The organism is Pseudomonas sp. E141 (genome assembly GCF_052659885.1).
In genome coordinates this window covers 3,993,532-4,005,625 of record NZ_CP084024.1, presented here as the reverse complement: position 1 = coordinate 4,005,625, position 12,094 = coordinate 3,993,532, and the positions used below count along the sequence as shown (strand labels likewise).

At 61.1% G+C, this 12,094-nt stretch carries 14 protein-coding genes; 12 read left to right on the top strand and 2 right to left on the bottom strand.

Translation table 11 applies throughout. The annotated features are described in order from the left end of the window. Positions 1–209: 209 nt before the first annotated feature. The 12 genes from GKKCFE_RS17860 to GKKCFE_RS17805 all read left to right on the top strand — a co-directional run bounded on the left by GKKCFE_RS17860 (position 210) and on the right by GKKCFE_RS17805 (position 10,494). Positions 210–404: a Flp family type IVb pilin gene (locus tag GKKCFE_RS17860; protein ID WP_008070254.1), complete on the top strand. Its 195-nt coding sequence runs from the start codon at positions 210–212 to the stop codon at positions 402–404. A 156-nt stretch (positions 405–560) separates the two neighbouring features. After that, positions 561–755 carry a Flp family type IVb pilin gene (locus GKKCFE_RS17855; RefSeq protein ID WP_047228300.1) on the top strand — a complete coding sequence of 65 codons (195 nt, stop codon included), beginning with the start codon at positions 561–563 and terminating at the stop codon, positions 753–755. 26 nt (positions 756–781) lie between these two features. Further along, on the top strand, positions 782–1,312 hold the full coding sequence (locus GKKCFE_RS17850; protein ID WP_047228159.1) for an A24 family peptidase: 531 nt from the start codon (positions 782–784) through the stop codon (positions 1,310–1,312). A 2-nt stretch (positions 1,313–1,314) separates the two neighbouring features. Then, positions 1,315–2,643: an AAA family ATPase gene (locus GKKCFE_RS17845; RefSeq protein ID WP_107322004.1), complete on the top strand. Its 1,329-nt coding sequence runs from the start codon at positions 1,315–1,317 to the stop codon at positions 2,641–2,643. A gap of 15 nt (positions 2,644–2,658) precedes the next feature. Then, positions 2,659–3,471, top strand: coding sequence for a Flp pilus assembly protein CpaB (gene cpaB / locus GKKCFE_RS17840; RefSeq protein ID WP_188252035.1), 813 nt, complete (start codon positions 2,659–2,661; stop codon positions 3,469–3,471). A 76-nt stretch (positions 3,472–3,547) separates the two neighbouring features. Then, positions 3,548–4,885, top strand: a complete 1,338-nt coding sequence (locus GKKCFE_RS17835) for a TadE/TadG family type IV pilus assembly protein (RefSeq protein WP_373685065.1) — start codon at positions 3,548–3,550, stop codon at positions 4,883–4,885. 8 nt (positions 4,886–4,893) lie between these two features. Beyond that, positions 4,894–5,373, top strand: coding sequence for a TadE/TadG family type IV pilus assembly protein (locus GKKCFE_RS17830; protein ID WP_047228162.1), 480 nt, complete (start codon positions 4,894–4,896; stop codon positions 5,371–5,373). After that, on the top strand, positions 5,373–5,867 hold the full coding sequence (locus GKKCFE_RS17825; RefSeq protein WP_047228163.1) for a TadE family protein: 495 nt from the start codon (positions 5,373–5,375) through the stop codon (positions 5,865–5,867). Before GKKCFE_RS17830 ends, GKKCFE_RS17825 begins: the two co-directional genes overlap by 1 nt. Then, a complete protein-coding gene (locus GKKCFE_RS17820) occupies positions 5,861–7,081 on the top strand; it encodes an AAA family ATPase (RefSeq protein ID WP_047228164.1) in 1,221 nt (406 codons plus the stop codon). Before GKKCFE_RS17825 ends, GKKCFE_RS17820 begins: the two co-directional genes overlap by 7 nt. A gap of 3 nt (positions 7,082–7,084) precedes the next feature. Continuing rightward, entirely contained in the window at positions 7,085–8,518 is a 1,434-nt protein-coding gene (locus GKKCFE_RS17815; protein ID WP_047228165.1) for a CpaF family protein, read from the top strand. Further along, a complete protein-coding gene (locus GKKCFE_RS17810) occupies positions 8,515–9,501 on the top strand; it encodes a type II secretion system F family protein (protein WP_047228166.1) in 987 nt (328 codons plus the stop codon). Before GKKCFE_RS17815 ends, GKKCFE_RS17810 begins: the two co-directional genes overlap by 4 nt. A 27-nt stretch (positions 9,502–9,528) precedes the next feature. Beyond that, a complete protein-coding gene (locus GKKCFE_RS17805) occupies positions 9,529–10,494 on the top strand; it encodes a type II secretion system F family protein (RefSeq protein WP_047228167.1) in 966 nt (321 codons plus the stop codon). A 585-nt stretch (positions 10,495–11,079) separates the two neighbouring features. On the opposite strand, the gene GKKCFE_RS17800 is transcribed toward GKKCFE_RS17805, so the two are convergent. Then, complete coding sequence (locus GKKCFE_RS17800) at positions 11,080–11,349, bottom strand: DUF3613 domain-containing protein (RefSeq protein ID WP_047228168.1); 270 nt, start codon at positions 11,347–11,349, stop codon at positions 11,080–11,082. A gap of 22 nt (positions 11,350–11,371) precedes the next feature. Further along, complete coding sequence (locus GKKCFE_RS17795; RefSeq protein WP_274090968.1) at positions 11,372–12,082, bottom strand: tetratricopeptide repeat protein; 711 nt, start codon at positions 12,080–12,082, stop codon at positions 11,372–11,374. Between the last annotated feature and the right edge of the window lie 12 nt (positions 12,083–12,094).

The window sequence follows — 12,094 nt, the reverse complement described above, 5'->3', positions numbered from 1 at the left end:
AAAGCCGGTTTTTTAAGCGCCGTATGCTCAGAACGCCAGAGCGCGAATCGTTGCGAGTTGCAATCGCAAGGCATGCCTGGCTCCCCCCGCAAAATAATCCTAGCGATGTGCAAAATCCTCCTAACGGCTATCCCCACCCGCTGACTAGGGTTGCATCAGGCAGTTGCAAATGTACTGCCTCTGAAAACAACCCTGATGAGGTGCGCAAAATGACTCTTCAAACAATCAAGGCTTCGGTGCTGAAGTTCGCCAAAGATGAAGACGGCCTGACCATTGTGGAATACGCCGTGGCCGGTGGGTTGATTACGGTGTTGGTGGCCGCCGCCTTCGTTCTTCTGGGCGGTGCCGTGAATACCAAGATCCGCGCGCTGTGCCAGGCCGTCAACGGCAACGTTGCCTGCTGATAGCGATAACTGCGCGGGGACACGGCAGCTTTCAAGGAAGCCTCGCTTGCGACTCTTTTGCTGTGAGTACAACGAATCACTCAAATGGACTTGGCGTTGTCCCCGACAACTCAGTTCATGGCGTTACAACCTTTATTCAAAGGTGAGGTGAAAAAAATGACTCTGCACACAATAAGAACTTCGATCAGCCGGTTCGCCAAAGATGAAGATGGCCTGACCATTGTTGAATACGCCGTCGCGGGAGGTTTGATCACGGTGTTGGTGGCGGCAGCCTTCGTTCTTCTGGGCGGCGCGGTGGACACCAAGATCCGTGCGCTGTGCCAGGCCGTCAACGGCAACGTGGCCTGCTAACGATAACTGCAACAGGGAGACGCGCCATGTCCATGGAATTGCTGGTGTCGACGGTGCTGCTGCTAGGACTGCTGGGTGTGGCGGTGGTGAGCGATTTGCTTCGCCACCGCATCCCCAACACGCTGGTCCTGTTGGGCCTGGCCTTGGGTTTGGCCGGTCAGACTTATACAGGTGGGATCAGCGGAACGGGCGACAGCCTGCTGGGCATGCTGGTCTGTTTTGCGCTGTTTTTGCCCATGTATGCGGTGGGTGGCATGGCCGCCGGAGACGTCAAGTTGATGGCCATGGTGGGCAGTTTCCTGCCGGTTCATTACGCATTGTGGGCTGCGCTGTTCAGTCTGATTGCTGGTGGCGTGTGCGGTTTTCTGATCGTGCTGGCCCGCGGTCAGTTGCTCCAGACCCTCCAGCGTTACTGGCTGATTGTGCGGGCCCAGGCTTACCTGGCACCTACCGCGGATGAAGTGGCCGGCAAACCTTTTCCTTATTCGATCGCGATCCTGATCGGCACCTTGAACAGCGTCTACTGGCAGCTGATTGCCGATGGCTGGGGAGTCTAGTCATGCACGTCATCAACGATAGTGATGCCTACCCCAGTGAACGGGAAGCGGTGCAACGCCTGGCACCTCAGCCATGCACGATTCAAGACACCGGCCTGAGCGACAGTTTTCTCGGCGAGCTGGTCTGCAAGCATCTGCACGACGCCGGTGTGTTGGACCTGCCGCGGCTGGTGGAACGCCTGGCGCTGACCGGCGCGGTACTGGAAGAAGTCCTGGCGTTCCTGCGCAAGGACGGTCGTGTCGAAGTGCTCGGCCAGCTCGGGCAAACAAGTGTGCAGGCCTTGCGTTACGGCCTGACCGAACGTGGCCGCAGTGCCGCCCGCGATGCCCTGTCTCGCAGTGGCTATATCGGTGCGGCACCTTTTCCGGTGAGTAGCTATCGGTCCCTGATCAAGATCCAGACCATTCACCATGGGCGTATTACCGCCACCGACATGCAACGGGCCCTGGCCGGCATGGTGCTGTCGCAAGGCATGCTCGATCAGTTGGGTGTGGCACTGAATTCAGGGCGGGCGATCATGATTTACGGCCCGGCGGGCACGGGTAAGACCTATGTCAGCAGTCGTCTTATCCGGCTGTTCGCCGAGGCCATCTGGGTGCCCCATGCCATCGTCATCAATGAGTCGGTGATCGAGATCTATGACCCGCAAGTGCATCAGCGCCTGGATGACAAGAGTCAATCGAACAATCTGATGCTTAATGAAGGCATCGACCGTCGGCTGCTGTGCTGCAAACGCCCGATTGTCATCACGGGCGGCGAGTTGAACATGGAGCAGCTGGACGTTCGCTATGACCCCTTTACTCGCCAATACCAGGCCGCGTTGCAGCTCAAGGCCAGCAACGGCCTGTTCATCATCGATGACATGGGACGCCAGCGCATGGCCCCGGCCGAATTGCTCAATCGCTGGATCGTGCCGATGGAAGAGAAGCGCGACTTCATCAACCTGGGCGGTGGTCGCCATTGCGAGTTGCCGTTCGATCTGGTCCTGGTGTTTTCCACCAACCTCAACCCCCTGGAACTGGCTGACGAGGCCTTTCTGCGCCGCATTGGCTACAAGGTGCAGTTCGGTTACCTCAAGCCCGAAGAATACGAGCGCATCTGGCGCCAGGAGTGCGAACGTCTGGGCATTCCCCATGACCCGCTGCTGGTGCGCTATGTGCTGCAGCAGCTTTATGCCGGCGAGGGCATGCCGCTGGTGCCTTGCCATCCCCGTGACCTGTTGAACATGGCGCTCGACCGCCAGCGTTACCTGGGCGGTTCCGGGCCCCTGTTGCCGCAAGAGCTGGAATGGGCCTGGCACAACTACTTCGTTCAGCTCGACTTCCTTTGAATCGGAGATACCGACATGAGCTCTCGTACGCTTTCGCTGATTGGCGTTTCCCTGGTAATGGGCCTGGGTGCCGCATGGATGGCTGACTCCTGGCTGAGCGCACGACTTAACGCCAAACCCGATGACCACTTGCGAAGTGTGGTGGTCGCCACCGTACCAATTCCCTTCGGGCAGATGGTTGAGGCCCAACAGGTCACGACCGTGCGCATGCCCATGGATACGATCCCGGACGATGCCTTTGACTCCAGCGAACAGGCCGTGGGCAAGATCGCAACGTTCGACATTCTGCGCGGTGACATCGTGCGGGGTGCGCGTCTGAGTGAGCACCTGGGTGGCAGCACCCTGGCGTCTCTGATCGATCCTGACAAACGCGCCATATCGGTACGGGTCGATGATGTAGTCGGTGTGGGTGGGTTCCTGTTGCCGGGGAACCGGGTCGACGTGCTGGCAACCAAGACCACCAGCGCCGGCAGTAACAACGCCGTGTCCCGGACCATCCTTGAAAACCTGCGGGTGCTGGCGGTGGATCAGACGGCGGGCACCGACAAGACCCAGCCGGTGGTGGTAAGGGCCGTGACGCTGGAAATGTCGGCCACTGAAGCGGAGGCCCTGGTGACTGCGCAGACCGAAGGCAAGTTGCAACTGGCCTTGCGTAACCCGCTGAACCTGGAGAAAAAAACCGTGGTCGTGGCGCCCCCTCCGGCTCCGGTGATGGCGGTGGCGACTGCTGTGGTGCCAAAGCCCGTGGTGCAGCGCAGCCCCAAAGCGCAGGCCAGCGGGATCACGGTGATCCGTGGAGTTGAAAGCAGCGTCGTCAACGTTCACTGAAACGCGTAGAAAAATGCCTGGTCCCTTCGGCCATGGCGATGCCGATCCTCACGTGTCGGCAAACGAGGGCTCGATCATGAATCCCAGTATCCGGCAGCCTGTCACTGCGACGTCTCGGCGCCAGGAAGGAGCAGTGAGTGTATTGATGGTGATCGCGTTAATGGCGATTTCCATGATGGCGGCATTGGCCCTGGATGGCGGACACATGCTGCTGAACAAGACCCGTCTGCAAAATGCCGTGGATGCCGCGGCCCTGAGCGGCGCCAAGACCCTGAGTCAGGTGACGGGAGGGCTCAACATGGCCAGCACGACTCGGGCCGCTGCCCTGGACACGCTGACACGCAATGCCGACGCTGCGGGCAACGCTGAACTGGCAACCGCTGTCGCCGGCAACCCGGCTGCGTTCGCCGCAGTGGAGTTGGCCAGCAGCGTTTATGGCCCGTTCTCCTATCCTGGGCCGGCGGATGCCAAATACGTGCGAGTGTCGGTGTCCAGCTATCGGTTGAGCGGTTTTTTCTGGAGTTTCGTTCAAACGATGGGCAGTGCCGGCCTGGGCAACAAGGCCGTGGCGGCGATCGCCACCGCAGGCCCCAGCCCGACGGCTCCGTGTGATCTGGCGCCCTTGATGGTCTGCGGCGACACCAGCCAATACGACCCGGCTGCCGGGAATTTCTGGAGTTACCGCTTTGGCGACCTGACGGTGCTGAAGACGGCCGCGGGCAACACGTCGCCCATTGGCCCGGGCAATTTCCAACTGCTCGATTTCGGCTCCGGCGGCAGTGCCGTGCGCGAAGACCTGGCGGGCGGCGGTTCGGTCTGCCGCAGTGTCGGGGACAACGTCCAGACCGCACCGGGCAACAAAGCCGGCCCGACTTCCCAGGGCTTGAACACGCGATTCGGTATCTATAACGGGCCGGTCAGTTCTTCGGACTATCCACCCGACCTGGTCACCACTTCGAGCAACCCGGCGATGACCTATAACGATTCGCTCTCCCAGGCGCAATACAAAGGACAGCCCATTACTTCGAGCAGCGGTGATCTCTCGGCCGGCGGCGAGGCAATACTGGACTACAACGACTGGCGAACAGCGGTTGCCGCCTGTGTGGCCGGAGCTGGCAATGGCTGTGAGAGCAACGGGGTTTTCGAACGGCGGATGCTCAAGATCGTGATCGGTGATTGCACCGGCAAACTGAGCGGTTCTACCTCGATTCCCGTCCTGGGTTTTGGCTGCTATTTCGTCGTGCAACCGGTGAATGGCGGAGGTTCGGACTCCATCATCTTTGGCCAGTTCGTCCAGGAATGCGAAGGCGATAATGTGCCCGGCCCCACGCCGGTCAGCGATACCGGGCCGCAGGTCATTCAGCTCTACAAAACCTATCTCAACGGCAGCGGCACTCCGAGCACCGACTCGTAGGAGGCGTCATGAGACTTGCCCATTTCAAACCCGCGCAGGCCCAGCAAGGCGTGGCGCTGGTGGAATTCACCCTGGTGCTGCCGTTGTTGTTGCTGCTGTTGCTGGCTTTTGGCGAGTTCGGACGCATGCTCTTCCAATACAACGTGCTGCTACAGGCCAGCCGTGATGCCAATCGATTCGTCGCCAGCCAGGCCTGGAATACCACCCTGGGCACCATTGCCCTGAACAACACGCTGCAGACCCAGACGAAAAACGTCGCGGTGTATGGCACCCCGAGCCAGGCCGGCACCGCTGTGGTGGCCGGGTTGACCACGGCTAACGTGGAGGTCGCGGCGGTGGGGGCTGACCATGTGCGTGTCACCATCACCTACACCTTTTGCCCGGTGATTGGAGCGGGCAATTGCGGCGGAACAATCCCCGGTTTTTTCGGCAGTGCCATTGCGCTGGGTATCCCACTGGTCGCGACCACCGTCATGAGGGCGTTGTGATGAACAACAAGCACATGCAAGGCACCTATATCGTGGAGTTCGCCTTCGTTGGCCTGCTGGTGTTCATCCTGCTGTTTGGCGTGGTGGAGATGGGCCGGCTGTATTTCACCGCCAATGCCTTGGATGAGGCCGCGCGGCGCGGTGCGCGTCTGGCGGCGGTGTGCAACATCAACGATCCGGTGGTGTTGCGCCGGGCCATCTTCAACGCCGCGACGGACGCAGGCACCAGCCAATTGATCAGCAGCCTCGCCACCTCGAACCTGGCGCTGACCTATCTGGATGTGAACGGCGCGGTGGTGGCGAACCCCGCCGACACGGTCAGCGCCAACGGCTTCCGCGCTATCCGTTACGTCCAGTTGAGCGTGCAGAACTTCGTTTTCAATCTGTTCATTCCTGGGTTTGGCGTGCCCATTACCTTGCCCACATTCAGGGCGACCTTGCCACGCGAAAGCCTTGGGCGTCATTCCGATTCCGGGGAGATCACACCATGCTGAATACCAGGGAAACTCCACTGTCGACCGTCACCGGCAAAGCCGGGCTGCGGTTACTGATCAGCAGCCGTGACGCTTCGTCCCTGCGCGACTTGCAATGCGTCTGCCAGCGCATGCCTTGCCTGGAAGTGAGCACGCGCCTGGTGAGCAACGGCCATGTCGATCCGCTCTATGGCCTGGAGCGAATGCCCGATCTGCTGTTGTTGCGGGTCAGTCACTTGTGGCGCGAAGAGCTGGCGGCTTTGCTGCAGCGGCCTGCCCATGAGCGTCCTCCGATGCTGGTGTGCGGTCTGATGGGCGAGCAGGAAGGCATGCGGCTGGCAATGCAGGCCGGTGCCCGGGACGTGCTGCCCGAGCCTTTCGCCGAGACGGAACTGGTGGCCGCCCTGAATCGTCTGGTTGCGGAGGTCCGCGTCGGCCACGGCGCCGAAGGCAAGCTGGTCGCCGTGATCGGCGCCAAGGGTGGTTCCGGTGCAACGCTGGTGGCCTGCAACCTGGCCCAGCAACTCAGCGCCCAGGCAGGAACCACTCTGCTGCTGGATATGGACCTGCAATTTGGCAGCGTGACCCACTATCTGGATGTGGCCCAATCCCATAGCCATCTGCAAGTGCTGCAACAGGTCGAGGACCTGGACAGTATCGCCCTGCGGGGTTTTTGCAGCCACTTCAGTCCGACCCTGCACGTGCTGGGTGGCCGTAGCGGCGAGTTGTGCCTGCCACAGGACGCCCAGCCGGAACAACTCGACGCCCTGTTGCAATTGGCCCGTGCCAGCTATGACTGGGTGGTAGTGGACCTGCCGCGTCAGATCGACCACCTCACCGGCTCTGTGCTGGAGCAGGTCGACCGGGTCTACGTGGTGGTTCAACAAAGCGTCAGCCATCTGCGCGATGCCAGCGCCCTGGTGCGGATTCTTCGCGAGGACCTGGGCGTGCGCGGGGACCAGTTGCAGGTGGTGGTCAACCGCTATGACAAGGCGGCTGCGGTCAGCCTCAAGGATGTCGCAGAAGCTCTGCGGTGCACCAACCTGTCGAAATTACCCAATGACTTCAACCTGGTCAGCCAGAGTCAGAACACTGGCGTGCCGTTGGGGCTGCATGCGCCGAGGGCGGCCATCACCGTTGCCCTGCGCGATTTGACCGAAGACCTGGTCGGTCACCAGATGGCCGCAGACAAAGGCCTGCTCAAACGTGCCTTCAACCGTTTTTTCGGGGGATGACCCATGATCAGCGACTTCCGCAACCGCTTGCGTAAACAGTCCGGTAAACCGGCCATTGAACTGGCTGGCGACAGCCTGCCGGATCCGACAGAGCAATTGATGGCCTGGGAACATGCCATCCCCGACGTGCTCTACGAAACCCGTAGTCAGGTCACCCCGGTGGAAGCCCAATGGCGGGAAAAAATCTACCAGCAACTGCTCAAGGTCATGGACCTGTCCTTGCTCGACTCCCTCGAGCAGGCCGAGGCGGCGAGGCAGATACGCGATATCTGCCAGCGTTTGCTCGATGAGCATTCGGCGCCGGTAAGCTCCGCCAGCCGTCAGTTGATCATCAAGCAGATCACCGACGAAGTGCTCGGGCTGGGGCCTTTGGAGCCGTTGCTGGCCGACCATAGCGTGTCCGACATCCTGGTCAACGGTTTTGCCTCGGTCTATGTCGAGCGCTTCGGCAAGCTGCAAAGAACCGACGTGCGCTTTCGCGACGACCAGCATCTGCTGAACATCATTGATCGCATCGTCTCCAGCCTGGGCCGGCGTATCGACGAGTCGTCCCCTTTGGTGGACGCCCGGCTCAAGGACGGCTCGCGGGTCAACGCAATCATCCCGCCACTGGCCATCGACGGTCCGAGCATGTCGATCCGTCGTTTTGCGGTGGACCTGCTCAACACTGACAGCCTGATCCAGGTGGGCACCATGACCCCAGCCATTGCCTTGTTGCTCAAGGCGATTGTCCGTGGGCGCTTGAATGTGCTGATTTCCGGCGGCACCGGCAGTGGCAAGACCACCATGCTCAACGTACTGTCCAGTTTCATCCCTCACAACGAACGCATCGTTACCATCGAGGACTCGGCCGAACTGCAACTGCAGCAACCTCACGTGGTGCGCCTGGAAACCCGTCCTTCGAACATCGAGGGGCGCGGCGAGGTCAGCCAGCGGGAACTGGTGCGCAACAGCCTGCGGATGCGTCCGGACCGCATTGTCATCGGCGAAGTGCGCGGCGCCGAAGCGCTGGACATGCTCACCGCCATGAACACCGGCCACGATGGCTCGTTGACCACAATCCACGCCAATACCGCGCGCGATGCCTTGGGGCGAATCGAGAACATGGTGTCGATGACCGGCGCGACTTTTCCGATCAAGGCCATGCGTCAACAAATTGCCTCTGCCATCGATGTGGTGATCCAGCTGGAGCGTCAAGAAGACGGCAAACGTCGTGTGGTGAGCATGCAAGAGATCAACGGCATGGAAGGGGAGATCATCACCATGACCGAAATTTTCTCTTTCACTCGCCAAGGCATCGGGGAAAACGGCGAGGTGCTGGGGGATTATCGGCCCAGCGGCATGATCCCGGCCTTTCGCGACGTGTTGGCCAGGCGCGGCATCGAGTTGCCGCTGACCCTGTTCCGCCCTGAGTGGATGGAGGCTCGGACGTCATGAACAACATCCCCAGTGAGTTCATCCTGATTTTTCTCGCCATGGTGTTCATCGCCGTCTTCCTCCTGTCCCAGGGCGTGGTGGTGCCGGTGTTCGGCGAGGCCGGCAAAATGCGCAAGCGCATCCGTGGGCGCCTGCATGTGCTGGAGAAAGCCAACCATCTGCCCAACATGCAGACCGTGTTGCGGCAGAAGTACCTGACACGCTTGTCGCCCCTGGAAGCCCGGCTTGAACAATTGCCGTTCATGGCCAACCTGACCCAGTTGATCGAGCAGGCCGGCCACGAATACCGGGCCTATCGGGTAATGGCGCTCGGCCTGGCCCTGGGCGTAGCGGCCGGTGCCGTGGTGTTGATGTTCTGGCCGGTGTGGTGGATGGCGCTGCTGGCGGCCTTTGCGGTGACCTGGCTGCCGGTGCTGAAGATCATGCGTGATCGTAGCAAGCGCTTCGCCGCCTTCGAGGAAGGCTTGCCGGATGCGCTGGACGCCATGTGCCGGGCCTTGCGCGCCGGGCACCCGTTCAACGAAACCCTGCGCCTGGTTGCCGAGGAGCACAGGGGGCCGGTCGCCCAGGAGTTCGGCATGACCTTCGCCGACATCAACTATGGCAACGATGTGCGCCGGGCCATGCTCGGGCTGTTGGAGCGCATGCCGAGCATGACGGTGATGATGCTGGTGACCTCCATACTTATCCACCGCGAAACCGGCGGCAATCTGACCGAAGTGCTGGAGCGCCTGAGCCGCTTGATCCGCGGACGCTTCCGCTTCCAGCGCAAGATCCGGACCTTGTCGGCGGAAGGGCGCATGTCGGCCTGGGTGCTGGTGGCGATCCCTTTCGTGCTGGCGATCGCCATTGTGCTCACCAGCCCCAGCTACATGCCGGTGCTGATCAACGACCCTATAGGCCACAAGCTGATCATGTTCGCGTTCGGCGCCATGTTGCTGGGGATTCTCTGGATCCGAAAAATCATCCGGATCCAGGTTTAAGCGCCCTTGCGGCGAGAGGTATCAGTCATGGATTTTCTGCTCGGGTTGTTCAGTCGGTTTACGGGAAACGAGGAGGCGGCACGGCTGTTGTTCATCGCCGTGATCGGTCTCAGTACGGTACTGGCGGTCGTCGCCATGATCTTGCTGATGCTCGGCCTGCAGGACCCGGTGCAACGGCGTCTGGCGCTGATCAAACGGGGATATTCCGGCAGCACGCAAGGGCAGGAGGCGCCAGGTAACCTGCAACTCTTGCTGGAGCGGGTCGGCCAGCGGTTCGCAGCGACTGACCCGGCCCAGGCCAGCGCCACCCTGACCCTGCTCACACACGCCGGCTACCGTTCCGCATCGGCGGTGCAGATGTACTGGGCCGTGCGCCTGATGCTGCCGTTGCTGCTGCTTGGCGTTACGTTACTGCTGCTGCCGCTGATCAAGGTGTCCTTGATTGTCGGTTTGCTGGTGGCGACCTTGATGGCGGGTATCGGATGGTTGCTGCCGGCGCTGTACGTCGGCAAGCGTAAGCAGGCGCGACAAGCGCGGCTGCGGGCGGCATTTCCCGATGCGCTGGACCTGATGGTGGTGTGCGTCGAGTCAGGCCTGGCTCTGCCCACCACCATAGAACGGGTGGCCGAAGAGATGTCGGTCAGCCAGGTTGAGCTGGCCGAAGAGCTGGCCCTGGTGAACGCGCAGATCCGCGCGGGTATCACCAGCACCGACGCTCTCAAGCAACTGGCCCTGCGCACCGGCCTGGATGATATCCAGGGCCTGGTCAGCCTGTTGGCCCAGAGCATCCGCTTCGGCACCAGCGTGGCCGATACCCTGCGTATCTACGCCGATGAGTTTCGTGATCGGCGCACCCAGGCGGCCGAGGAAATGGGTGCCAAAATCGGCACCAAACTGATCTTTCCGCTGATCTTCTGCCTCTGGCCAAGCTTCTTCTTGGTCGCCATCGGCCCCGCCATGATTGGCGTGTTCAGGGCCTTTGGAAATATGTAGAGGGACATACGGTCCCGGTTGTACAAGCCTGTGGCGAGGGAGCCTACTCCCGCTCGAGCAGCGCTGCAGCCCCGGTTTGCGGCTGCTGCGCAGCCCAGCGGGAGCAAGCTCCCTCGCCACGATAGTGACAGTCTGAAAGCCAACACTCAGCCAGGGGTTATTTTTGATCGTTCCCACGCTCTGCGTGGGAATGCATCCCGTGACGCTCTGCGTCACCTTCCAGAAGCGGAACGCGTAGCGTCCCTGGCGACATTCCCACGCAGAAGCGTGGGAACGATCGAAGTCCATACCCAACCGAACTCCAACGCCCGTGGCGAGAGGGTTGATCCCCGCTGGGCCGCTTAGCGGTCCTGAAACCGGGGATTGGCGTCTCACCCATTGGCCGGACCTGCGCAAGACTCAGTTCGCATGGGCGGTTGTTTCCTGAAGGGCTGCGCAGTCCCGCGGGGATAGGGTCTCGCGCCACAAACAGGCGCGTTCAGCTTTATGCAAGGCAGAGCAAAAGATCGCAGCCTTCGAAAAGGCCTACACCGGATCGGATGTAGGCCTTTTCGAAGGCTGCGATCTTTTGTTTTCCACTGTGTTTCAGTTGCTGCTGGTGATTTCCCCACCCGAGTCCTGTTCGAAGAATTCCGGGATCGGGTAATTGAAGCTATTGAGCCAGCGCTGCATGGCCAATTCCCGTTCGGTGGCCGAGGCGGTTTGCAGGTGGGTTGAGGCCACCACCCCGCGAATCTGCAGCTGCATCCAGCTCTCCGTGCCCTGTTGCGCAGCCGAAGAGGGGCCGGGTTCAATGGCCCAGGCGGTGGCGGACAGGCAAGTCATGCACACGATCAACAGTTGTCTGGTTTTCATCTCTTGGACTCCTCGTAAGGCGCTACTTGACCGCATCGGATGAGGCGTCGGCCACATCGGTCAGACGGTTCGCGGGGGATGTCGCCCCGGCAGGGGCCGAGCCTCTGATTTTTTCCGCCCGGGCTTGAGCATCTGCCACTTGTTTGGGGCTCAGATTGGCCATGTTTGCCAGTTCGGCTGCCTGCTTCCAGTTGTCCTGGTAAATCAGCAGCGTCACCATGTTGAAGGCGGCCAGCGAGTCTGACTGTCTGAGCTCCATGGCGGTCATGAACTCGAAGCGGGCTTCAGGGATCCGTCGCTGATTGAGATAGACAACTCCCAGGTCATTGCGGATTTTTCCTTCGGTGGGGGACATTTTCACAGCGCGCTCAAGGTGTTCGGTGGCGCCAGCATGATCATGCCTGGCGGCAGCCAACTGGCCGAGGCCATGCTCGCCATCAGCGGCCAGGCAAGTGCCGAGTAGGCTCTGGTACAACGGCTCTGCCTCGTTACGTCCCATCAGACGCAGCACTCGCGCCTTGCGCAGGCGGACCTGGACCAGATCCTCCGGCAGACCTTCGAGGTTCGCCAGGCTGGCATACAAACGTCCGTCATTGGCCATGTCATCGGCCAGGTTCAGCGCCAGTTCCTGATCGGAGCCTGGCTTGGCGCAACTGGTCGGACGTGAAGCCACGCCGTTGCTGGCGCAGCCGACCAGCAGCACCGTTGCGGCTATCGCGATCACCGCTTTCATTGAATGTCCCCT